Genomic DNA, 22,811 nt, shown 5'->3' on the forward strand with positions numbered 1-22,811 from the left:
ATTTTCATTCACCTCCTGGTAGCAATCGAGTAACTCGATACTTACATAGAACAACAAATATTTTATCAAACGATAGGCTTAATTGCAATAGAGAGAACAAATGATTTTTATAAACGAAAAAGCGGACATGGCTCGAACTGCTCCGGAGGCTAGAAGTTCCGCGCACAAAAAGGAGCATTTTGCCTTTATGGGGGAGGGTTTTCCGGCCGGATGGAGCAAGCCAGGGGAGTTAGATTATAAACGACAGACATGGCTCGAACTGCTTTGCAGAGGGAAATATACTGAAATGGAATCAAATATATAGAGTTGGATATTCTAATGGTATTTGATAAGCAGGAGGATGGTTTATGAAGAAATTAAATTTACAAAATTATTGTGTACGGACGGATTTGGCTGTTGAGGCGCATGAACTGCTGCAGGAAAGAAGTGAATCTGCTATTCCGGGGGTTCATGTGGAGGAACGCGTAGAGGATTGCGTGAAGATTACGAATGTTGTGATAGAGGATCATGCATCTGAGGCGATGGGGAAAAAACCAGGAACGTATCTTACATTTGATATACAAGGAATTCGAGAGCAGGATACAGAACTCCAGCAAAAGGTTGAACAAATTTTTGCGAAAGAAGTAGCTATTTTTTTAGAAAGCATTGGTATCTCTCGTGAGGCAAGCTGCCTTGTTGTAGGTCTTGGAAATTGGAATGTTACACCAGATGCGCTTGGACCAATGGTTATGGAGAATATAGTAGTAACGAGACATTTGTTTTTGCTGCAGCCTGAGCAAGTGCAAGAGGGATTTCGCCCTGTAAGTGCTCTATGTCCCGGGGTGATGGGGGCAACTGGTATTGAAACGAGCGATATAATACAAGGCGTTGTAGAAAAAACGAAGCCGGATTTTATTATCGCAATTGATGCACTTGCCTCGCGTTCTATTGAACGAGTGAACCGCACGATTCAGATGTCTGATACTGGTATTCACCCTGGAGCAGGTGTTGGAAACAAACGAAAGGAGCTAAGCAAAGAAATCCTTGGTATTCCTGTTATTGCAATTGGAGTACCGACTGTCGTAGATGCTGTTAGTATTACAAGTGATACGATTGATCTTATTTTAAAACATTTTGGAAGGGAATTAAAAGAAGGTGATAAGCCATCACGTTCTTTGCTTCCAGCCGGATTTTCCTTTGGCGGGACAAAGGTGCTTACAGATGATGATTTACCTGACGATGCAAGAAGAAATATGTTTATGGGGATTGTTGGTACACTTCCAGAAGAAGAAAAAAGAAAGCTCATTTATGAGGTATTGTCTCCTTTAGGGCATAACTTGATGGTTACACCGAAGGAAGTGGATGCGTTCGTAGAAGACATGGCCAATGTGTTAGCAAGTGGCTTGAACGCAGCCCTTCATCATAACGTGGATCAAAATAATACGGGAATCTATACTCATTAATGATGTAGTAAGGAATAAGATAAGGTGTATCTTTTTCACGTGAAGAGGTAGTGGACAAGTCTGCATGACGGCAATTTTCATTGAATCTTACGTACTGTATTGATATAATCAAAGCTAGTGTATGCCTTGCGATACTAGTAGGAGTGAGAACGTATGAATAAAGAAGAAAGAGAAAATCGAAAGTCCCGTATTCGTAACTTTTCGATTATTGCCCATATTGATCATGGAAAGTCAACCTTGGCAGATCGAATATTAGAACGAACAGAAGCATTGTCCCAACGTGAAATGAAAGAACAGCTATTAGATTCAATGGATTTAGAACGTGAACGTGGAATTACGATTAAGCTAAATGCCGTTGAGCTTCAGTATAAAGCAAAAGATGGGGAAACGTATATTATGCACTTAATTGATACCCCAGGACATGTTGATTTTACGTATGAAGTGTCTCGTAGTTTAGCAGCGTGTGAAGGTGCAATTCTGGTTGTAGATGCTGCGCAGGGAATAGAAGCGCAAACATTGGCAAATGTATATTTAGCACTTGATAACAATCTTGAAATTCTTCCGGTAATTAACAAAATCGATTTGCCTAGTGCCGATCCAGAACGAGTTCGCCAGGAAATTGAAGATGTAATCGGACTAGATGCTTCAGAGGCTGTGTTAGCTTCTGCGAAAGCAGGTATAGGGATTGAAGAAATCTTAGAACAAATTGTAGAAAAAGTTCCGGCACCATCAGGTGATTCAGAAGAACCTTTGCAGGCATTAATTTTTGACTCATTGTACGATGCATATCGAGGTGTTATAGCCTATATTCGTGTTGTAAATGGTACGGTAAAAGTCGGCGATAAAGTTCGAATGATGGCTACTGGAAAGGAATTTGAAGTACTGGAAGTCGGTGTGTTTACGCCTAAGCCAGTATTGCGTGATGAATTAATGGTCGGGGATGTAGGGTTTTTAACAGCATCTATCAAAAATGTTGGCGATACACAGGTTGGGGATACCATAACGCATAGTGATCGTCCTACTACTAAACCGCTTTTAGGGTATCGCAAAATGAATCCAATGGTATTTTGCGGTATGTATCCAATTGATACAGCGAAATACAATGATATGCGTGAAGCACTTGAAAAATTACAATTGAATGATGCTTCCCTTCAGTTTGAGCCAGAAACGTCTCAAGCACTTGGTTTTGGATTTCGTTGTGGCTTTTTAGGACTCCTTCATATGGAAATTGTGCAGGAACGGATTGAACGTGAATTTAAAATCGACTTAATTACAACTGCTCCTAGTGTAATTTACAAAGTCTACACAACGAGTGGTCAAGAAATTGCCGTAGATAATCCTTCGAATATGCCGGAACCGCAAAGTATTGATCGGATTGAAGAGCCATATGTTAAAGCGACAATTATGGTACCAAATGATTTCGTCGGAGCGGTTATGGAAATTTGCCAAGGAAAACGCGGGTCATTTATTGATATGCAATATCTAGATGAAACTCGTGTTACACTTACGTACGAAATTCCTCTTTCAGAAATTGTTTATGATTTCTTTGATCAATTGAAGTCAAGTACAAAAGGATATGCGTCGTTCGACTATGAACTAATTGGCTATAAGCCTTCTAAGCTTATGAAAATGGATATTTTATTGAATAATGAAAATGTAGATGCCTTGTCTATCATTGTTCATAAGGATTCCGCTTATGAACGTGGAAAGACAATTGTAGACAAGTTGAAGGAACTTATTCCAAGACAACAGTTTGAAGTACCGATCCAAGCAGCTGTTGGTATGAAAATTGTTGCACGGTCAACGATTAAAGCTATGCGCAAAAATGTGTTAGCGAAATGCTACGGTGGTGACATTTCCCGTAAACGTAAACTCCTCGAGAAACAAAAAGAGGGGAAAAAACGGATGAAAACGATAGGATCTGTTGAAGTGCCGCAAGAAGCATTCATGGCAGTCCTTCGTATGGATGATACCAAATAAGTTATAATAAAAAGTAAATGAGGTTTACGGCATTGGACCGCCATACAAAAATCTTGTATTAACAAGAATTTCGTATGGCGGTCCATATTTTCATCAATCGTAAAAGGGGGAGAGAATTTGATTCGAGCAGCCTACATACACATTCCTTTTTGTCAGCATATTTGTCACTATTGTGATTTCAATAAAGTATTGCTTGCCAATCAACCGGTTGATCAGTATTTAGACTATTTAGAGAAGGAAATGCAACAAGTCTTGATACGAACACCATTTGAGGAGCTTGATACCATTTTTGTTGGTGGAGGGACTCCTACAGCACTATCGATGCATCAAACAGAAAAACTTCTGTCGATAATTGAGAGTAATTTAAAACCGTTTGGTTCAAATTATGAGTATACGTTTGAGGCGAACCCAGGTGACTTACCAAAGGAAAAATTGCAACTGCTGAAGAGCGGGGGAGTGAATCGCCTAAGTTTTGGTATTCAAACCTTTGATGATGGACTATTGAAAAAAATTGGACGATCTCACACAAAGCGAGATGCCTTTGAGGCAATTGAGGATGCAAAAAAAGTAGGATTTGCAAATATTAGTGGGGATTTCATATACGCTTTACCAGAGCAAACCATACAAGATGTAAAAGAGACGCTACATATCGCTATGCTACTAGAATTGCAGCATATGTCAGCCTATTCGTTAATTGTGGAGCCGAAGACTGTATTTTATAATCTAATGAAGCGTGGGAAATTACATCTGCCAAGCGAGGATCATGAGGCAAGCATGTATGAATATATTATGCAGGAAATGGAAAAGAATCAATATCATCAATATGAAATAAGTAACTTTGCGAAATCGGGTTTTGAAAGCAGACATAATATAACGTATTGGAATAATGAAAGCTACTATGGATTCGGGGCAGGAGCCCACAGCTATGTATCCGGGCAACGTATTCAAAATGCGGGACCTTTAAAGCAATACTTTACACTGATTGATAAGACCGGATATCCATATCATGAGGTGCATGATGTGACAAAACAAGAAAAAATGGAAGAAGAAATGTTTTTAGGACTTCGTAAAACAGAAGGGGTAAGTAAGTCGGTCTTTAAGCAAAAGTTTCAAGTCACCATGCATGAAAAGTTTACTAAACAAATCCAGATGAATAAGCAACGAGGATATATAGAAGAGACAGAAGACACTGTGCGGTTAACGAAACTGGGAACATTATTAGGAAATGAAGTGTTTCAATCATTTCTTCTCGAATAACAATCGTTTTGCATTGACAAGAACATGGTTAGTTTGGTACTTTAATAATAGATTTAGCACTCGGAGGTTATGAGTGCTAACAGAGGTGATAATAGATGCTGTCAGAACGTCAACTCTTAGTGTTACAAATTATCATCGACGATTTCATTCATTCTGCGCAGCCAGTTGGCTCCCGTACATTGTCGAAGAAAAAAGAGATTACCTTTAGCTCCGCTACAATTCGTAATGATATGGCAGATTTGGAGGAGCTTGGGTATATAGAAAAAACCCATAGTTCATCGGGACGAGTTCCTTCAGAAAAGGGATATCGGTTTTATGTGGACCATTTGTTAGCACCACAGCATTTGCCGTATGATGAAATAGTTCAGGTTAGAAATATATTTACTGAAAAAATGCTTGAAATGGAAAGTATTGCACAGCAATCAGCGCAAATTCTATCTGACTTAACGAATTATACTGCAATTGTTCTCGGTCCAAAAGTTACAGAAAATAAATTGAAACGTGTCCAAATCATTCCACTTGGAAATGATACAGCCGTTGCGATTATTGTAACGGATTCAGGTCATGTTCAAAGTAAGACCATTACCATTCCAACATCTATGCATATGAATGATTTGGAAAAAATGGTTAATATTTTAAATGAAAAATTGGCTGGGATTTTACTTTCTGATCTTCATCATAAGTTGTATCAAGAAATTGCTTACGTTTTACGTCAGAATGTTCAAAATTACGATCAAATCATGCAACTTTTAGATGGCACGTTAACGTTACCAATTTCAGAGAAACTTTATTTTGGAGGAAAAACGAATATATTGACGCAACCAGAGTTTAACGACATTAATAAAGTACGTTCTTTATTAAATATGATTGAACACGAGCAAGAATTTTATCATTTGTTGCGTAATAAAAAAGTAGGAATTCAAGTAAAAATTGGTCATGAGAACAATTCATCTGCAATAGAAGATTGTAGTCTTATTACGGCTACGTACTCCCTTGAGGATGAATTACTAGGTACGTTTGCTATACTTGGACCGACTCGCATGAACTATTCCCGGGTAATTAGTATATTAGATCTTTTCTCTTCGCAACTGTCCAACGTGTTTCAAAGGTTGAATCAAAGCAAAGAGTGAGGCAAAATAGAACATGGTATTTCGTTTCATAAGGGAATTCATTTAAGGGAGGTGAAATGTTTGAAAGAACGTAATGAGCAAGTGACAGAAGAATCTGTAGCAGAACAAGAAGTAGTTGAAGAAGTGGTAGAAGAAGTAGAACAAGAGGAACAGGCTGAGCAAGAAGAACTTTCAGAGCAAGACAAGAAGATTGCTGAATTAGAGGCAAAGCTTTCTGAAACCGAAAATCGCCTGTTACGATTGCAAGCTGATTTTGACAATAATCGTCGCAGAGTGCAGCTAGATCGTCAAGCTGCAGAAAAATATCGTTCACAAAGTCTTGTATCTGATATTTTACCTGCTCTAGATAGCTTTGAGCGAGCGATGAAAGTGGAAGTAAACGATGAACAATCGAAGGCTCTTCTTCAAGGAATGGAAATGGTACTTCGCCAGCTTACAGAAGCTCTATTGAAAGAAGGAGTGGAAGTAATTGAGGCAGTAGGAAAAGCATTTGATCCAAACCTGCATCAAGCGGTTATGCAAGTGGAAGAACCATCACTTGAATCAAACATTGTTGTAGAAGAATTTCAAAAGGGTTATAAATTAAAGGATCGAGTGATTCGACCTTCAATGGTTAAAGTAAATCAGTAACACTACATATATTAGGAGGTTTCGCCATGAGTAAAATTATTGGGATTGATTTAGGTACTACAAATTCTTGCGTTGCTGTAATGGAAGGCGGAGAGCCTAAAGTTATTGCAAATCCAGAAGGAAATCGCACAACACCATCTGTTGTTGCATTTAAGAACGAAGAACGTCAAGTTGGGGAAGTTGCTAAGCGTCAAGCTATTACAAACCCAAATACAATTATTTCTATTAAACGTCATATGGGAACAGATTATAAAGTAGAAGCAGAAGGAAAACAATTTACACCGCAAGAAATTTCAGCAATCATTTTGCAAAACCTAAAAGCTACTGCTGAAGAATACTTAGGTGAAACAGTAACGAAAGCTGTTATTACTGTTCCTGCATACTTTAACGATGCACAACGTCAAGCTACAAAAGATGCTGGACGTATTGCTGGTCTTGAAGTAGAACGTATTATAAATGAACCAACAGCAGCTGCACTTGCATATGGATTAGATAAGCAAGATACAGAGCAAAAAATTCTTGTGTATGACCTTGGTGGTGGTACATTTGACGTTTCTATTCTTGAACTTGCTGAAGGAACATTTGAAGTAATTGCTACTGCTGGGGATAATCGCCTTGGTGGTGACGACTTTGACCAAGTGATTATTGATTACTTAGTTGAACAATTCAAGAAAGAAAATAGCATCGACCTTTCTAAAGATAAAATGGCATTGCAACGTTTAAAAGATGCAGCTGAAAAAGCGAAAAAAGACCTTTCAGGTGTAACATCTACACAAATTTCATTGCCGTTCATTTCTGCTGGAGCTGCAGGTCCTCTGCATCTTGAAGTATCTTTATCACGTGCGAAATTTGATGAACTTACAGCTGGCCTTGTAGAAAGAACGCTAGAACCTACACGCCGTGCGCTTCGTGATGCAGGATTAAATGCAGCAGAACTAGATAAAGTTATTCTTGTTGGTGGATCTACTCGTATTCCAGCTGTACAAGAAGCTATTAAACGCGAAACAGGAAAAGAACCATTTAAAGGTGTAAATCCGGATGAAGTAGTTGCATTAGGTGCGGCTATTCAAGGTGGCGTGCTTACTGGAGATGTGAAGGGCGTACTTTTACTTGATGTAACTCCACTTTCACTTGGTATTGAAACGATGGGCGGCGTGTTCACGAAGTTGATTGAACGTAACACAACGATTCCAACAAGTAAATCTCAAGTATTCTCTACAGCAGCTGACAGCCAAACAGCAGTTGATATTCACGTGCTTCAAGGGGAACGTCCAATGGCATCCGATAATAAAACATTAGGTCGTTTCCAACTTTCTGATATTCCGCCAGCACCACGCGGTGTTCCACAAATCGAAGTTACATTTGATATCGATGCGAACGGTATCGTAAATGTACGTGCGAAGGATCTTGGAACGAATAAAGAACAAGCTATTACAATCCAATCTTCTTCAGGTCTTTCTGATGAAGAAGTAGATCGTATGGTGAAAGAAGCGGAAGCTAACGCTGATGCAGATAAGAAGAAAAAAGATGAAGTAGATTTACGTAACGAAGCAGATCAACTTGTCTTCCAAACTGAAAAGCTTGCAAAAGACCTAGAAGGTAAAGTGGAAGAAGCTGAGATTGCTAAGGCTAATGAAGCGAAGGATGCTTTGAAAGCTGCTATTGAAAAGAATGATCTAGAAGATATTCGTGCGAAGAAAGATGCACTGAATGAACTTGTACAAGGTTTAACAGTAAAATTATATGAACAAGCTGCTGGGGCACAGCAAGCTGGCCAAGCTGATGGTACAGAAGCGAAAAAAGATAACGTTGTAGATGCAGATTATGAAGAAGTAAAAGACGATAAATAATAGATCGTATTTGAAAAAAGTCAAAGTCAAGTATGCCTTGGCTTTGGCTTTTTTTCTATTAGAAGGCTTGGATTTACCATTGCATCTAAGGTTGCAATGGGCTTTCTTACAATGTTACAATTACCTTTATGGTGAAAGGAGTCGGGGGATAAGCTATGAGTAAAAGAGACTATTATGAAGTGTTAGGCGTAAGCAAAACAGCTTCTAAAGATGAAATAAAAAAGGCATATCGACGTTTAGCGAAGAAGTATCATCCTGACGTTAGTACGGAGGAAAATGCAACAGAAAAATTTAAAGAAGTACAAGAAGCTTATGAAGTATTAAGTGATGAAAATAAGCGTGCTTCGTATGATCAATTTGGTCATGCTGATCCGAACCAAGGCTTTGGCGGTGGAGGTTTTGAAGGTGGAGGCTTTGGATTTGAAGATATCTTCAGCACATTCTTTGGTGGTGGGGGAAGAAGACGCGATCCAAATGCACCACGTGAAGGTTCTGATTTACAATATTCTATGACTCTTAATTTCGAAGAAGCAATTTTCGGAAAAGAAATGGACATTGAAATTCCAAGTGAAGAAAATTGTGATACATGTAAAGGCACAGGTGCAAAGCCTGGAACGAAAAAAGACACATGTTCACACTGCGGAGGATCAGGTCAGGTGAGCGTAGAACAAAATACGCCATTTGGACGTATTGTTAATCGACGTGCATGCTCGCATTGCGGAGGAACCGGTCAAATTATTAAAGAAAAATGTACGACATGTCATGGTAAAGGGAAAGTTAACAAACGTAAGAAAATTCATATTAAAGTTCCAGCTGGAATAGATGATGGACAACAAATTCGAGTTTCTGGAAAAGGCGAGCCAGGTATAAATGGTGGCCCAGCAGGAGATTTGTATGTAGTTATTCGCGTGCGTCCTCATGAATTCTTCGAACGGAACGGGGATGACATTATTTGCGAAATGCCACTTACCTTTATGCAGGCAGCGCTAGGTGATGAAGTAGAAGTTCCAACTGTACAATCTAAGGTGAAGTTGAAAATACCTGCCGGAACACAAACCGGAACAGAGTTTCGACTAAAGGGTAAGGGTGCACCTAACGTAAGAGGCTATGGACAAGGAGATCAATATGTAGTTGTTCGTGTCGTAACTCCAACAAAGTTAACAGCTAAGCAAAAGGAATTGTTCGAAGAACTTGCGAAAGAAGGCCATGCAGAGTTGAAAGAAGATGGCTTGTTTGCAAAACTGAAACGAGCATTTAAAGGATAAAGACGGGTAGAAGAAATGAGTAGGAGTTGTTACTAGCATGAAATGGATCGAATACAGCATCCATACGACGCAATTTGCAGTCGAGCCGATTTCAAATATACTTCACGAAGCAGGAGCAAGTGGCGTATCCATTGAAGATGTGGCTGATTTAACGAAACAACGTGAACAGCAATTTGGTGAAATTTATGATTTGAATCCGCATGATTATCCTACTGAAGGTGTGACAGTAAAGGCATATTTTCCTGAAACGGATACAATCGAAGAATTGTTTCAAAATATAAAACAGGAAATTGACCACTTAGCATCATTAGATATTCCACTCGGAAAAAATGATGTAAGCATTAAGGAAGTACGGGAAGAAGATTGGGCCACATCGTGGAAACAGTACTATCATCCTGTAACTGTTTCAGAAACATTTACGATTGTCCCAAGTTGGGAGGAATATTCTCCTACCCCAGGTGAACATATTATAGAATTGGATCCAGGTATGGCTTTTGGAACAGGAACACATCCGACAACTGTTATGAGTATCCGTGCACTTGAAAAAACGATAGAGCATGGTGATCATGTCATTGACGTTGGTACAGGTTCCGGTATACTAAGTATTGCAGCAGCTAAGTTAGGTGCCGCATCTGTAAAGGCATACGATTTAGACATCGTTGCAGTGGAAAGTGCACAAGCAAATGTTATTCTTAATGGTACGGAGCAAGTTGTATCAGTTGCTCAAAATAATCTCTTACATGACGTAGAAGGTCCTGTGGATGTGATTGTTGCCAATATATTAGCTGAAATTATTTTATTATTTGTAGAAGATGCAGCAAAAGTAGTGAAAGAAAGTGGAATCTTCATTACTTCGGGAATTATTGAATCTAAAGAATTTGAAGTGAGAGCAGCCCTAGAGAGTGCTGGATTTGCAATTGAAGAAGTACTTCATCAGGAAGATTGGGTAGCTATTATTGCAAGAAAGAAAGCGAAATAAAGTTTTAAATTATGCAAAGGGGGATGTTTCCCCCTTTACTTGTTCAAAGAGTATTATGAAAAAGGGTTATGCAATGCAGCTAATCCTTATTATGTTAGTAGCAGTAGTATAGAATTTGTTTGCTTTTGCTTGGTAAGACAAATATTAGTAGGGTGATACGATGCAACGTTATTTTGTAAATAAGCTAGAAGACCAAACCTTTTTCATAGACGGTGACGATGCACACCATATAGTGCGTGTCATGCGAATGGAACAAGGAGATGAGTTGTACTGTTGTATCAATGGAAAAACAGCCCTTTGTACCATTTCTGAGCTTTCGTCTACGAGTGTACAAGCGACTGTTGTAGAATGGATAGAGGAAAGAAAAGAACTTCCAATCTTTGTTACAATTGCAAGCGGACTGCCAAAGGGGGATAAACTTGAACTCGTGTTCCAAAAAGGAACTGAGCTTGGTGCATCCGCTTTTTTACCGTTTCAAGCATCGCGTTCTATTGTGAAATGGGATGGAAAGAAAAGTGAAAAAAAAGTTGAAAGATGGGCTAAAATTGTAAAAGAAGCTGCTGAACAATCCCACCGAGCTACGATTCCCTCTGTGCAAGAACCCATATCCTTTCAGAAGCTTCTTTCTGCAAGTGAGGAGTATGATGTATGCATAGTAGCCTATGAAGAAGAAGCGAAGCGAGGAGAAAAGGCAAACTTTGCAAAAGCATTGGAAAGCTTACAAAATGGGCAGCATTTACTCCTTGTATTTGGTCCAGAAGGTGGCTTAACAGCGCAAGAAATAGAGAATTTACAACAGCATGGTTTTGTATCATGCAGTTTAGGTCCAAGAATATTACGAACGGAAACAGCTCCATTATATGCACTATCTGCTGTTTCGTATCATTTTGAATTAACGAGGTGATGATATGTCTTCAGTTGCATTTCATACATTAGGCTGCAAAGTGAATCATTATGAAACGGAAGCCATTTGGCAGCTGTTCAAAGAAAATGGATATGATCGAACAGAGTTTGATCATAGAGCCGATGTATATGTTATTAATACGTGTACCGTTACGAATACGGGAGATAAAAAGAGCAGACAGGTAATTCGCCGTGCTGTTCGTCAAAATCCAGATGCAGTTATTTGTGTAACAGGATGTTATGCGCAAACTTCACCTGCTGAAGTTATGAATATTCCTGGAGTAGATATTGTCGTAGGTACACAAGATCGTCATAAAATGCTTGGTTACATTGAGCAATTTAAAGAACAACGAGAACCAATCAATGGTGTGCATAATATTATGAAAGCACGTGTCTATGAAGAAATGGACGTTCCTTATTTTACAGATCGTACCCGTGCATCTCTCAAAATACAAGAAGGATGCAATAATTTTTGTACGTTTTGTATTATTCCTTGGGCACGTGGGCTAATGCGTTCTCGGGATCCAAAAGAAGTAACGCAACAAGCAAAACAGTTAGTAGATGCTGGATATAAAGAAATCGTACTAACAGGTATTCATACAGGCGGGTATGGGGAAGATTTAAAAAATTATAATTTAGCAATGCTTCTTCGTGACATGGAGAAGAATGTACCTGGATTGAAACGTCTTCGTATTTCTTCTATCGAAGCAAGTCAAATTACAGATGAAGTAATTGAAGCACTCCGTGATTCAAATGTAGTAGTTCGCCATCTTCATATTCCGCTTCAATCAGGTAGCAATACGGTGTTAAAACGGATGAGACGTAAATATACAATGGAGTTTTTTAAAGAACGTTTAGACCGTTTAAAGGAAGTATTTCCTAGTCTTGCGATTACGTCTGATGTTATTGTGGGCTTTCCAGGTGAGACAGAAGAAGAATTTATGGAAACATATAATTTTATTAAGGATAATAAATTTTCTGAGCTTCATGTATTCCCTTATTCCCAACGTACAGGCACGCCAGCAGCACGTATGGAAGATCAAATATCTGAAGAAGTGAAAAATGAACGTGTACACCGCTTGATCGCATTATCAGATCAACTAGCAAAGCAATATGCATCACAGTTTGAAGATGAAGTGCTTGAAATTATTCCTGAAGAACATAGCGAAGGGCAAACGCTTGTAGGTTATACGGATAATTATCTAAAAGTGCATATGGATGGTTCTGATGAGTTAATTGGAAAGCTTGTTCGAGTTAAGATTACAAAAGCAGGATACCCATTTAATGAAGCAACATTCGTTCGTGTAATGGATGATGAACATGTCTCAGCAGATGAGGCTAGTGCTTAAGTGAAAGGAGTCTAAAAATGGATTATGCAAAGTTAATTGACCATACGTTGCTTAAGGCAGATGCTACGAAAGATAGTATTATACAGCTGTGTGAGGAAGCGAAAACCTATCAGTTTGCATCGGTTTGTGTGAACCCAACTTGGGTAGAGACTGCAGCTCAATTGCTTCAAGAAAGTAATGTATTGGTATGTACAGTGATCGGATTTCCACTTGGTGCTAGTATGTCAGCAACGAAGGCATTTGAAGCAAGTCTTGCAATTGAAAAGGGTGCCAAGGAAGTTGATATGGTAATCAACATTGGTGCGCTCAAGGATAAACAAGATGAGCTTGTTGAAAAGGATATACGAGCAGTTGTTGAAGCAGCAAAGGGAAAGGCTACTGTAAAGGTTATTATAGAAACGTGTCTATTAACAGATGAGGAAAAGGTACGAGCATGTGAGCTAGCTGTTACAGCAGGTGCTGATTTTGTAAAGACATCTACTGGTTTTTCAACTGGCGGAGCAACGGTTGCTGATGTAGCACTTATGCGGCGAACAGTCGGACCAAGCATCGGGGTAAAAGCCTCTGGTGGTATCCGTGATCTTGCAAACGTAGAAGCAATGGTGCAAGCGGGAGCTTCTCGAATCGGAGCAAGTTCCGGCGTAGCAATTGTAAAGGGACAAAAATCTACGTCAGATTATTAATATTTCCATGAAATGAAGAAAATTTCTACTTCTATCCAATTTCTATATTCATTAGATAATGGAAGTTTTCTTTCTGTTTCGGTTGACCGAAATCATAAAAATGTATTATAATCGTTTAAGACATGCTGAAGAAATGGTATATTTCGCATGACTTAGAGTAGTGTAAGTGGATGTTTCGGAGGGAGGGAAATAATAATGTCTAAAACAGTCGTTCGTAAAAACGAGTCTTTAGAGGATGCACTTCGTCGTTTCAAACGCACAGTTTCTAAATCTGGAACACTTGCGGATGCAAGAAAACGCGAATTTTACGAAAAGCCAAGCGTAAGACGCAAGAAGAAATCCGAAGCAGCTAGAAAGCGTAAATTTTAAGAGAGGGTGTTAATATGAGTCTTCTCGATCGTTTAAATGAAGATATAAAACAAGCGATGAAGAGTAAAGAAAAGGATCGACTTTCTGTGATCCGTATGGTTAAGTCTTCTTTAAAGTACGAGGAGATTAAGCTTGGACAAGAGCTAACGGAAGAGCAAGAGCTTACCGTTTTATCTCGTGAAATGAAGCAGCGGAAAGACTCCCTCCTTGAATTTGAAAAAGCTGGTCGTGAAGACCTTGTGGATAAAGTGAAAGACGAAGTAAAAGTCTTAGAAGTATATCTTCCAGAACAATTAAGTGAAGAAGAATTAACTGCGATTATTAAGCAAGCGATTGCTGATGTAGGAGCATCTTCTAAAGCTGATATGGGAAAAGTAATGAGCAAGGTCATTCCTAACGTAAAAGGAAAGGCTGACGGTTCATTCGTTAATAAACTTGTTTCACAGCTTTTAGCATAAAAAAAGACGTCTAATTTAGACGTCTTTTTTTCTATGCTTTTTTCTTTTTCTGTGCTAGTAAAGCCCCTTCTTTCATACATTTGAGATGAGAGGGGGGTCTTTTAATGAAGAATTTGCAGCGGGTAAAGGATTGGCTTACAAAGCAGATGGACCTGCCTAGCGATGTATTGATGGATCTTCCGCGTATTACTTTAATTGGACAAATTCACATTTACATAGAAAACCATAGAGGACTGTTGCTATTTTCGGATAAGGAAGTACGCTTACTGCTTAAAAAAGGGCAACTGTTAATTAAGGGTCATTCCTTTGTCATCAAGACGATACTCCCAGATGAAATGTTACTTGAAGGTATGATTGAACAAGTGTTATTTCTAGATGAATAATGGGGGAGACGTATGAAAAACCATTGGATGATTTTCTTTTTTGGCTATGTGAGAGTATCGCTCAAGGGACGAGGAATAGAAAGGTTTTTAAATGAATGTGTTCGTCAAAAAATGATAATTTGGAATGTGAAAAAGCTAGGAGAAGAGCATATAACATGTTATATGCATCTGGCTGATGTGAAACAGATGAGAGCAATTCTTCGTAAGCATGAATGCGTGTTGCATTTCACAGGACGCTATGGCCTACCTTTTTGGAGAAAAAGGCTCCTTCGTAATAGTGGATTTACAATCGGATTTTTCCTTTGTTTCGGCCTTATTCTCCTGCTATCAAATATAGTTTGGGGGGTTGAGATTAAGGGAGCAAAGCCAGATACAGAATATCTATTGATTAAAGAATTAGAAAAAATGGGTGTGAAACAAGGAAAATTACAATTTCAGCTTCCCGATATTGAAACGATTCAACGAACCCTCACCAATAATGTAAGCTCAGTTACATGGATTGGAGTTGAGCAAAGAGGTACTTCTTATCACTTTCAGGTAGTAGAAAAAAATGAGCCTAAAAGAGAAGAACCGCTTAGTCCTCGGAATTTAGTTGCAAAAAAAGAGGCAGTGATAACGAAAATCTTTATAGAGGAAGGAAAACAAATAGTTGCCGTCAATGAACGAGTGGAAAAGGGACAGATTCTCGTATCTGGCCTATACGGTAAGGAAGATAATCCGATACGGGTAGCAGCTAAAGGAATTGTACTAGGGGAAACATGGTATGAATCGAATGTAGAGGTTCCGATTAAAACGACGTTTCAAGTATTTACAGGGGCATTTCTACAAAAGCATTATCTTGCATTTGGCAGTGCTCGTATGTTAGTGTGGGGATTTGAAAACAATACGTACAAGCAGTTTAAAACAGAAGAATATCAGTATCCAATTCATTTTTTCGGGTGGACCTTGCCTGTGCGCTATGAAAAAGCAATTGTTCGTGAAGAAGAGCCGGCAACTAGGGAATATACGGAGCAGCAAGCAATTGACGCTGGAATGGTAATGGCACGCGAAGATGTAAAGAAAAAATTGGATGAAAATTCCTCTATCATAAATGAAAAAGTTTTGCACAAGGTAGTTGAGAATGGTACATTAAAGTTGTCAGTATATTTTAAAGCAGTTGAAAACATAGTTACAACCGAACCGATAATGGAATCCAATATTCAAGGAGATTGAGTAATGGCCGAACAACTAGTAGAATTGAAGCAACAAGTTGAAAATCATAATGAGGCAGCTGCACTTTTTGGTGTGCAAGATGCTAATTTAAAACTTATTGAACGTGAGCTTCACGTTTCAATTGTAACACGAGGAGAAACCTTACGAGTGTCTGGTTCACAAGAAGCGGTAAAACTCGTTGAAGACATTTTGCAGCGCTTGCTTGCTGTCATTCGAAAGGGTGTTTCCATTTCTGAACGCGATGTAGCATATGCAATTGGGCTCGGTCATTCCGGGGGCCTTGAACATTTTGAAGAATTGTATGAAGAAGAGCTCATTAAAAATGCAAAAGGGAAACCAATCCACGTAAAAACGATGGGACAAAGACAATATATTCATGCCATGAAAAAAAATGATCTTGTCTTTGGCATTGGCCCAGCTGGTACAGGAAAGACATATTTAGCTGTAGTTATGGCAGTACAAGCACTGAAAACCAATCGTGTAAAGCGCATTATATTAACGAGACCAGCTGTTGAAGCTGGAGAAAGCCTTGGCTTTTTACCAGGAGACTTAAAGGAAAAGGTAGATCCGTATTTACGCCCTTTGTACGATGCACTCCATGATATTCTTGGTCAGGATCATACGCAGCGTATGATTGAACGTGGTACGATTGAAATCGCACCTCTTGCTTATATGCGCGGACGCACATTAGATGATTCCTATGTTATATTGGATGAAGCTCAAAATACAACAGGCGCCCAAATGAAAATGTTCTTAACCCGATTAGGATTTGGATCCAAAATGGTGATTACTGGGGACCCGTCGCAGGTTGACTTGCCCCGAGGCGTGAAATCCGGATTAACGAGTGCTAGAAGCATTCTGGCTGATGTAAACGGTATTTCTTTTGCTGTGCTCGAACAATCTGATGTAGTGCGCCATCCGGTTGTTCAGCGGATTATTGCTGCATATGAGAAGGTAGAATAAAGGTGACCCACATGGGGGATGACTTATGAGTCATCTCTTTTTGTTTGCACTCTCTTCCTAGTTGTTAAAGAATGAAAGAGAAAGAATTGGCGTTCCGAACTTTATTTTTATATGATAAGATTATATGTAATGTTTTCAGTAGGGTACAACAGATATTATGTGGAGAGAGGAGTACGCATCTCAATGTCTAGGTCCGGTAATATCTCTCAGTGGTTCAGACAGTTTATATGCTCGAAAATGACGAATCAATTGATGTATATTTTGTTAGGAGTTATATTGTTTGCTACATTGGCAAGCAATGTGAAGCCAGATGAACTTGATATAAATCTGTTATCTATCGCTAAGAAAACGATTCATTCGCCAATTACAATAGAAGATAAGGCAACGACTGAAAAGAAGAAACGTGAGGCGGCTCAAAAGGTTGAAGATCAATATACGTATCGAAGCGAGTATAAACAAAATCGAATCGATATTGTGAATTCAGTTTTTGATGCAGTAAAAGAAGTGGAAGATGAAATAAAAAACGTTCCTGTACCTCAAGGACAACCTCAGATTCCCGTGTCACAGACCGATAAATTAGATAAGCTTAAGAAAAAGTTGCCAAATGAATTATCGAAAGCAATTACAGATCAAGGATTGCTCCCCTTTTTAGATGCAACACAAGATCAACTTACGGTAGCCAGAGAATCCACAGTTACGGCTGTAAATAATTTAATGAGTAACCATATTAAAATTAATGAGGCAGATCAAGCAAAGGAACAGATAGCGAATGAGCTACGTTTTGCAAACGTAAATGATAAATTCAAGGATTCTATTATTGCTCTCGGTCAGTATTCAGTCGTTCCCAATTATTTTTATGATCCGGGTACAACGAAGGAACGAAAGCAGATGGAAATGGATGCTGTTGCACCTGTTTATATATTGCAAGGTCAAGTCCTTGTAAAAGAAGGCGATACGATTACAAGGGAAGTCTATGATCAGCTTAAGCTAGTGGGGTTAGTAGACAATCAAAATCCGTTGCAACCTTATATTGGACTAGTTATTATACTTGTTATTCTCCTTTACTTCGTTTACCGACAATTTGATTCGTTTTTAAAGAAGAAAAGGGATGCCGTCCCTTATTTATTGGCGTATACCATTATACTATCGATAACTTTATTTTTAATGAAAACAATTAGTTTGTTTCAAAGAGTCGAATATACGGAAATGGGATATATTGTTCCTGTTGCAATGGGGACGATGCTAGTAAAACTGATGATTGGAGATCGATTCGTTTTACTAACTAGTGTGGTTCTCTCCATTAGTGGAAGTATTATGTTTAATGAAGGCGTGACGAACACATTTAACTATTCGATTGGTTTGTATATGCTACTTAGTGCGCTGTCGGTAAGCGTTTTTATTCGTGAAAAGAATCGGAGAAGCATGATTTTACAAGCGGGCATATTTATTTCCATGTTTAATGTTGTCGTACTATCTTCCCTGTATTTGCTTCGAAATGGACAATTTTCTATCTTTGAAATTAGCATTCATCTTATGATGGCTGCCGCTTCAGGCATTCTTTCTTCTATTTTGGTTATGGGGATTTTGCCTTATTTAGAAAGTGGTCTTGGTATTGTTTCTACCATAAAATTGATGGAATTAGGTAGTCCTAACCATAAATTACTTCGTAAAATTTTGTTGGAGACACCTGGAACCTACCATCATAGTATTATGGTTGCAAATTTAGCAGAAGCAGCGTGTGAGGCAGTTGGAGCAAACGGATTACTAGCACGTGTAGGTGCTTATTATCATGATATTGGAAAAACGATGAGACCTCATTTCTTTATTGAAAATCAGATGGGGATTGAAAACCCTCACGATTCAATGAAACCGGAGGCGAGCCGGGACATTATTTTTTCTCATGTATCTGAAGGAGTGAAATTACTAGAGGAACATAAAATTCCAAGAGAAATTATCGACATTGCTGCACAACACCATGGAACATCGTTGCTGAAATATTTCTACCATAAAGCATTGCAAGTAGATAAAGAAGCGTATAGTGAAAGTGTGTTTCGTTACCCGGGTCCGAAAGCTACTTCAAAGGAATCAGCCATTGTAGGAATTGCAGACAGTATAGAGGCGGCTGTTCGTTCTTTGCAATCCCCTACAAAGGAACAAATTGAGCAGTTTGTGAAGGGCATTATACAAGAGCGCTTGCTGGATGAACAGTTCAGTGAATGCGATTTAACCTTTCGTGAACTGCAGATTATTGAAAAAACATTACAGGAAACATTGAATGGAATTTTTCATTCACGTATTAAGTATCCTGACGTATCAGAGGAGTAGAGATAAAGATGAGTATACACATTGATTATTTTGATGAAACAAATGAAGTAGATGAACGTTATACGGAAATGATACAGAATTTACTTGAAATAGCAGCAAAGAGGGAAAAAGTTGCAGAAGCAGAAATGTCAATTACGTTTGTTACGAATGAACGAATTCAAGAGCTAAATGCAACGTACAGAGGAAAGAATCAACCTACGGATGTTATTTCATTTGCCATGGAAGATATGGGAGAAGGCGAGGAAGAACTAGTAGCAGCTGACATGCCGCGTATGCTAGGGGATATTGTTATTAGCATCCCTAGAACGAAGGAACAAGCAGATGAGTATGGGCATTCCTTTATGCGAGAACTTGGCTTTTTGTCTGTTCATGGATTTTTACATTTACTCGGTTATGATCATATGAATGAAGCAGATGAAAAGATCATGTTTGGTAAGCAAAAAGAAATCTTAGATGAATTTGGATTACATCGATGAAAAGTTCGAGTCTAAGGAAAAGCTTTCAGTATGCGTTCCGTGGCGTGATAAGTAGTCTATCTAGTGAGAGAAATATGAGAATTCATTTTGTTGCTATAATTGTTGTACTAGCATGCGGTGCTTACTTTCGCATTCAAAAACAGGAATGGATTCTGTTATTCCTTACTATGGGCGGAGTTGTCGCCTTAGAAATGATGAATACTGCTGTTGAAAAAACAGTGGATTTAGTAACAAGTGACTATAGAGAGCTCGCTAAACAAGCAAAGGATATTGCGGCGGGTGCTGTTTTATTCTTCACTTGTATTGCTGTCGTGATAGGATGTATGATATTTCTTCCCTATATCTTTTGAAGATAGCGTAAACATGGATTTTTTGTTCGATTTCATTGTTTAGTAAGAGGTATAACTAGTATTTTAGAAAAGGGGGTAGTAATGGTGAATCGAAAGCAATTAATTCAATATTCGATTGCAGCACGTGAAAAGGCATACGTACCCTATTCAAAGTTTAAAGTAGGTGCCGCACTATACACGAACAAGGGAACAGTGTATACAGGTTGTAACATAGAGAATGCATCGTATGGTCTATCAAATTGTGCAGAGCGTACAGCGCTCTTTAAAGCAATCTCAGAAGGAGAACATGATATCGAGGCACTTGCTGTTGTGGCGGACACGGAAGGCCCTGTAGCTCCTTGTGGTGCTTGTCGTCAAGTGATAGCAGAATTTTGTAAACCAGAAATGAAAATCTATTTAGCAAATGTGAAAGGGGATGTGCAAGAGACAACTGTTGCACAGCTATTACCTGGAGCATTTTCATCGGAGGCATTACATGAATAGTCAGTACAAATCAGGATTTGTAAGTATTATTGGAAGACCAAATGTAGGAAAATCAACATTTTTAAATCGAACCATTGGCCAGAAAATCGCGATAATGAGTGACAAGCCACAAACGACAAGAAATAAAATACAAGGTGTATTTACGCAAGAAGACGCGCAAATTATTTTTATTGATACACCTGGTATACATAAACCGAAACATAAGCTTGGCGATTTCATGATAAAAATGGCTGAAAATACATTAAAAGAAGTAGATATCGTTTTGTTTATGATCAATGCAGAAGAAGGATTTGGCCGAGGTGATGAATTTATCATTGAGAAGCTGCAAACTACGAAGCGTCCTGTTTTTTTAGTTGTTAATAAAATTGATTGTATTCATCCAGACAAACTTATGCTTTTGATTGATCAATATAGAACGTTATATGATTTTGCGGAAGTTGTCCCAATCTCAGCACTACAAGGAAATAATATTGATACGTTAATTAAGGTGATCAAAACTTATTTACCAGCGGGTCCGCAATATTATCCTGAAAATCAAGTGACAGATCACCCGGAACGTTTTATTATGGCAGAGCTTGTACGGGAGAAGGTGTTGCATTTAACCCGTGAAGAAGTACCTCACTCCGTTGCTGTCGTCATTGATGCGATTGAAAAGCGTGAGGGCGGTGCCGTTTACGTAAATGCTTCAATTATTGTGGAGCGTACTTCCCAAAAAGGAATTATTATTGGGAAACAAGGTAGTATGCTAAAGGAAATTGGAAAACGAGCTCGGATTGATATCGAGATGCTCCTTGGCTCGAAGGTATTTCTAGAGCTTTGGGTAAAGGTACAGAAAGATTGGCGTAATAAGCTGTCGCAGCTACGTGATCTTGGTTTTCGAGAAGATGAATATCTATAAACAAAAGAACCTACATGATTGTAGGTTCTTTTGTTTCGTATTTAATGGGTCACGGTTGTCATATGTTCTTGCTTGCTTTCTATTGATAGCTGTGAACATTCGCGAAAGGCAAAATGCTTACATCCGATGCAGGAATGTTTGTCAATATGCCCAAGAGAAGTAGTAATGGCTTCTCCTGTATGTTCAAAGAAGTGCTTTTCCCCAATTTCTTCGTATAAGCCGTTTTGCTTTAGCATTTCTTGTACCTTTGGTGTAAGACCAGAAATAAAAAGGGTACCACCATGGTTTTTAAAGTGATGAATCATATTTCTAAAATGTGCTTCTCCTGTCGAATCCATGAAGGGTACTTTCCCCATTCGTAAAATCAACACATGTGGTTTGAAATGGATGGTTTCCATAATGGTTTGCTCGAATGTCTGTGCAGCACCAAAAAATAACGGCCCTTCAATTGTATAAATACTAATTTGTGGGCAATTATGTGTATCCATTACAACATGAGACATTACTTTTTCTTGTTTGCTATTATGGTCAGGTAATACCTTTGTAATGGTCATCATTTCACTCATTTGTTTTGCAAACAAGAGCACTGCTAGAATAAGACCGATTTCTACAGCTGTTGTTAGACTCGTAAAAATGGTTAAAAGGAATGTAACGAGTAAAACAAGGGAGTCGCCTGATTTCATTTTTAGTATATGGGCAAAATGGCTGCGCTCACTCATATTCCATGCAACAATCATTAATATAGGCGCCATACTTGCCAGTGGAATATGAGAAGCATAGGGAGCTAGCACAAGTAAGGTTATCATCACAAATATACCGTGGAAAATGCCAGACAACGGTGATGCAGCACCATTTTTAATGTTTGTTGCTGTTCTAGCAATTGCTCCGGTGGCAGGAATACCTCCAAATAGCGGTGTAACAATGTTTGCAATTCCTTGTCCAATTAATTCTCGATTGCTATTGTGTTTGCTACTCGTCATGCCATCAGCCACTACTGCAGATAAGAGAGATTCAATGCCTCCTAACATGGCAATAACAAAAGCAGGTCCTATTAATTTTTGCACGCTCTCCCATGAAAATGTTGGCAGACGAAAATGCGGGATAGTGTTTGGGATTTCTCCAAAAGCTGTTCCTATTGTCGGAACATGTCCTGAAAAGAACATCCCCGCAATACTACTTGAGACAAGTAAACCAATTAATGGTCCAGGTATTTTGGGAAATAGTTTTGGTGTAAGTAGGATAAAGAGTAGGCATATTGCTGCAGTTAGAATGCTATATGGATTGATTGTATTTAGGTGAATGAAAATTTCGTCTAAGTTTGCCAAAAATGATTCATGCTTTTGAATGCCAACAAGTCCTAAAAAATTTGAGATTTGCCCTACAAAAATGATGATTGCAATTCCTGATGTAAAACCAATTGTAACAG

Annotated in this window: 22 protein-coding genes; 21 read left to right on the plus strand and 1 reads right to left on the minus strand. The window is 38.7% G+C overall.

Going from position 1 to position 22,811, the window contains the following annotated elements; all coding sequences use genetic code 11:
- Positions 1 to 347: 347 nt before the first annotated feature.
- From gpr to era, 21 genes are all read left to right on the plus strand, one after another.
- Positions 348 to 1,442, plus strand: a complete 1,095-nt coding sequence (gene gpr / locus AC11ZT_RS08715; protein ID WP_484059226.1) for a GPR endopeptidase — start codon at positions 348 to 350, stop codon at positions 1,440 to 1,442.
- Between the two features lie 153 nt (positions 1,443 to 1,595).
- Positions 1,596 to 3,422 carry a translation elongation factor 4 gene (gene lepA / locus AC11ZT_RS08720; RefSeq protein ID WP_379966122.1) on the plus strand — a complete coding sequence of 609 codons (1,827 nt, stop codon included), beginning with the start codon at positions 1,596 to 1,598 and terminating at the stop codon, positions 3,420 to 3,422.
- Between the two features lie 117 nt (positions 3,423 to 3,539).
- A complete protein-coding gene (gene hemW / locus AC11ZT_RS08725; protein WP_484059227.1) occupies positions 3,540 to 4,679 on the plus strand; it encodes a radical SAM family heme chaperone HemW in 1,140 nt (379 codons plus the stop codon).
- A 95-nt stretch (positions 4,680 to 4,774) separates the two neighbouring features.
- Complete coding sequence (hrcA, locus tag AC11ZT_RS08730) at positions 4,775 to 5,809, plus strand: heat-inducible transcriptional repressor HrcA (RefSeq protein WP_484059228.1); 1,035 nt, start codon at positions 4,775 to 4,777, stop codon at positions 5,807 to 5,809.
- Between the two features lie 60 nt (positions 5,810 to 5,869).
- Entirely contained in the window at positions 5,870 to 6,439 is a 570-nt protein-coding gene (gene grpE / locus AC11ZT_RS08735; RefSeq protein ID WP_484059229.1) for a nucleotide exchange factor GrpE, read from the plus strand.
- Between the two features lie 26 nt (positions 6,440 to 6,465).
- The gene (gene dnaK, locus AC11ZT_RS08740) at positions 6,466 to 8,289 is read left to right on the plus strand and encodes a molecular chaperone DnaK (protein WP_484059230.1); all 1,824 of its coding nucleotides are present in this window, start codon (positions 6,466 to 6,468) and stop codon (positions 8,287 to 8,289) included.
- A gap of 155 nt (positions 8,290 to 8,444) precedes the next feature.
- Positions 8,445 to 9,554: a molecular chaperone DnaJ gene (gene dnaJ, locus AC11ZT_RS08745; protein WP_484059231.1), complete on the plus strand. Its 1,110-nt coding sequence runs from the start codon at positions 8,445 to 8,447 to the stop codon at positions 9,552 to 9,554.
- A gap of 37 nt (positions 9,555 to 9,591) precedes the next feature.
- Positions 9,592 to 10,533 carry a 50S ribosomal protein L11 methyltransferase gene (gene prmA / locus AC11ZT_RS08750; RefSeq protein WP_484059232.1) on the plus strand — a complete coding sequence of 314 codons (942 nt, stop codon included), beginning with the start codon at positions 9,592 to 9,594 and terminating at the stop codon, positions 10,531 to 10,533.
- Between the two features lie 160 nt (positions 10,534 to 10,693).
- Positions 10,694 to 11,437: a 16S rRNA (uracil(1498)-N(3))-methyltransferase gene (locus tag AC11ZT_RS08755; RefSeq protein WP_484059233.1), complete on the plus strand. Its 744-nt coding sequence runs from the start codon at positions 10,694 to 10,696 to the stop codon at positions 11,435 to 11,437.
- A 4-nt stretch (positions 11,438 to 11,441) separates the two neighbouring features.
- Positions 11,442 to 12,785 carry a tRNA (N(6)-L-threonylcarbamoyladenosine(37)-C(2))-methylthiotransferase MtaB gene (mtaB, locus tag AC11ZT_RS08760; protein ID WP_484059234.1) on the plus strand — a complete coding sequence of 448 codons (1,344 nt, stop codon included), beginning with the start codon at positions 11,442 to 11,444 and terminating at the stop codon, positions 12,783 to 12,785.
- A gap of 17 nt (positions 12,786 to 12,802) precedes the next feature.
- Positions 12,803 to 13,468, plus strand: a complete 666-nt coding sequence (deoC, locus tag AC11ZT_RS08765; RefSeq protein WP_484059235.1) for a deoxyribose-phosphate aldolase — start codon at positions 12,803 to 12,805, stop codon at positions 13,466 to 13,468.
- A 195-nt stretch (positions 13,469 to 13,663) separates the two neighbouring features.
- Positions 13,664 to 13,837: a 30S ribosomal protein S21 gene (gene rpsU, locus AC11ZT_RS08770; protein ID WP_379966151.1), complete on the plus strand. Its 174-nt coding sequence runs from the start codon at positions 13,664 to 13,666 to the stop codon at positions 13,835 to 13,837.
- Positions 13,838 to 13,851: 14 nt separating this feature from the next.
- Positions 13,852 to 14,295: a GatB/YqeY domain-containing protein gene (locus AC11ZT_RS08775; RefSeq protein ID WP_484059236.1), complete on the plus strand. Its 444-nt coding sequence runs from the start codon at positions 13,852 to 13,854 to the stop codon at positions 14,293 to 14,295.
- 104 nt (positions 14,296 to 14,399) lie between these two features.
- Positions 14,400 to 14,678, plus strand: a complete 279-nt coding sequence (gene yqfC / locus AC11ZT_RS08780) for a sporulation protein YqfC (protein ID WP_379966157.1) — start codon at positions 14,400 to 14,402, stop codon at positions 14,676 to 14,678.
- 12 nt (positions 14,679 to 14,690) lie between these two features.
- Positions 14,691 to 15,890: a sporulation protein YqfD gene (gene yqfD / locus AC11ZT_RS08785; protein WP_484059237.1), complete on the plus strand. Its 1,200-nt coding sequence runs from the start codon at positions 14,691 to 14,693 to the stop codon at positions 15,888 to 15,890.
- Positions 15,891 to 15,893: 3 nt separating this feature from the next.
- A complete protein-coding gene (locus AC11ZT_RS08790; RefSeq protein ID WP_379966163.1) occupies positions 15,894 to 16,853 on the plus strand; it encodes a PhoH family protein in 960 nt (319 codons plus the stop codon).
- Between the two features lie 183 nt (positions 16,854 to 17,036).
- The gene (locus tag AC11ZT_RS08795; RefSeq protein ID WP_484059238.1) at positions 17,037 to 19,178 is read left to right on the plus strand and encodes an HD family phosphohydrolase; all 2,142 of its coding nucleotides are present in this window, start codon (positions 17,037 to 17,039) and stop codon (positions 19,176 to 19,178) included.
- Between the two features lie 8 nt (positions 19,179 to 19,186).
- The gene (gene ybeY / locus AC11ZT_RS08800; RefSeq protein ID WP_484059239.1) at positions 19,187 to 19,654 is read left to right on the plus strand and encodes an rRNA maturation RNase YbeY; all 468 of its coding nucleotides are present in this window, start codon (positions 19,187 to 19,189) and stop codon (positions 19,652 to 19,654) included.
- The gene (locus AC11ZT_RS08805) at positions 19,651 to 20,004 is read left to right on the plus strand and encodes a diacylglycerol kinase family protein (protein WP_484059240.1); all 354 of its coding nucleotides are present in this window, start codon (positions 19,651 to 19,653) and stop codon (positions 20,002 to 20,004) included. The genes ybeY and AC11ZT_RS08805 overlap by 4 nt, the downstream gene beginning before the upstream one ends.
- Before the next feature lie 84 nt (positions 20,005 to 20,088).
- Positions 20,089 to 20,487 (plus strand): cytidine deaminase, encoded by a 399-nt coding sequence (locus AC11ZT_RS08810; protein WP_484059243.1) that lies wholly within the window; start codon positions 20,089 to 20,091, stop codon positions 20,485 to 20,487.
- A complete protein-coding gene (gene era, locus AC11ZT_RS08815; protein ID WP_484059241.1) occupies positions 20,480 to 21,385 on the plus strand; it encodes a GTPase Era in 906 nt (301 codons plus the stop codon). Before AC11ZT_RS08810 ends, era begins: the two co-directional genes overlap by 8 nt.
- 41 nt (positions 21,386 to 21,426) lie before the next feature.
- Here the strand turns inward: era and AC11ZT_RS08820 are convergent.
- The coding region (locus AC11ZT_RS08820; protein ID WP_484059242.1) for a SulP family inorganic anion transporter at positions 21,427 to 22,811 on the minus strand (1,385 nt) is incomplete at its 5' end.

Source organism: Ectobacillus sp., from assembly GCF_056992975.1.

Excerpts from the sequence above, each read along its gene's own strand:
- gpr (WP_484059226.1), top strand. The coding sequence starts at position 348 with ATGAAGAAATTAAATTTACAAAATTATTGTGTACGGACGGATTTGGCT.
- lepA (WP_379966122.1), top strand. The coding sequence starts at position 1,596 with ATGAATAAAGAAGAAAGAGAAAATCGAAAGTCCCGTATTCGTAACTTT.
- hrcA (WP_484059228.1), top strand. The coding sequence starts at position 4,775 with ATGCTGTCAGAACGTCAACTCTTAGTGTTACAAATTATCATCGACGAT.
- dnaK (WP_484059230.1), top strand. The coding sequence starts at position 6,466 with ATGAGTAAAATTATTGGGATTGATTTAGGTACTACAAATTCTTGCGTT.
- dnaJ (WP_484059231.1), top strand. The coding sequence starts at position 8,445 with ATGAGTAAAAGAGACTATTATGAAGTGTTAGGCGTAAGCAAAACAGCT.
- prmA (WP_484059232.1), top strand. The coding sequence starts at position 9,592 with ATGAAATGGATCGAATACAGCATCCATACGACGCAATTTGCAGTCGAG.
- AC11ZT_RS08755 (WP_484059233.1), top strand. The coding sequence starts at position 10,694 with ATGCAACGTTATTTTGTAAATAAGCTAGAAGACCAAACCTTTTTCATA.
- mtaB (WP_484059234.1), top strand. The coding sequence starts at position 11,442 with ATGTCTTCAGTTGCATTTCATACATTAGGCTGCAAAGTGAATCATTAT.
- deoC (WP_484059235.1), top strand. The coding sequence starts at position 12,803 with ATGGATTATGCAAAGTTAATTGACCATACGTTGCTTAAGGCAGATGCT.
- rpsU (WP_379966151.1), top strand. The coding sequence starts at position 13,664 with ATGTCTAAAACAGTCGTTCGTAAAAACGAGTCTTTAGAGGATGCACTT.
- AC11ZT_RS08775 (WP_484059236.1), top strand. The coding sequence starts at position 13,852 with ATGAGTCTTCTCGATCGTTTAAATGAAGATATAAAACAAGCGATGAAG.
- yqfC (WP_379966157.1), top strand. The coding sequence starts at position 14,400 with ATGAAGAATTTGCAGCGGGTAAAGGATTGGCTTACAAAGCAGATGGAC.
- yqfD (WP_484059237.1), top strand. The coding sequence starts at position 14,691 with ATGAAAAACCATTGGATGATTTTCTTTTTTGGCTATGTGAGAGTATCG.
- AC11ZT_RS08790 (WP_379966163.1), top strand. The coding sequence starts at position 15,894 with ATGGCCGAACAACTAGTAGAATTGAAGCAACAAGTTGAAAATCATAAT.
- AC11ZT_RS08795 (WP_484059238.1), top strand. The coding sequence starts at position 17,037 with ATGTCTAGGTCCGGTAATATCTCTCAGTGGTTCAGACAGTTTATATGC.
- ybeY (WP_484059239.1), top strand. The coding sequence starts at position 19,187 with ATGAGTATACACATTGATTATTTTGATGAAACAAATGAAGTAGATGAA.
- AC11ZT_RS08805 (WP_484059240.1), top strand. The coding sequence starts at position 19,651 with ATGAAAAGTTCGAGTCTAAGGAAAAGCTTTCAGTATGCGTTCCGTGGC.
- era (WP_484059241.1), top strand. The coding sequence starts at position 20,480 with ATGAATAGTCAGTACAAATCAGGATTTGTAAGTATTATTGGAAGACCA.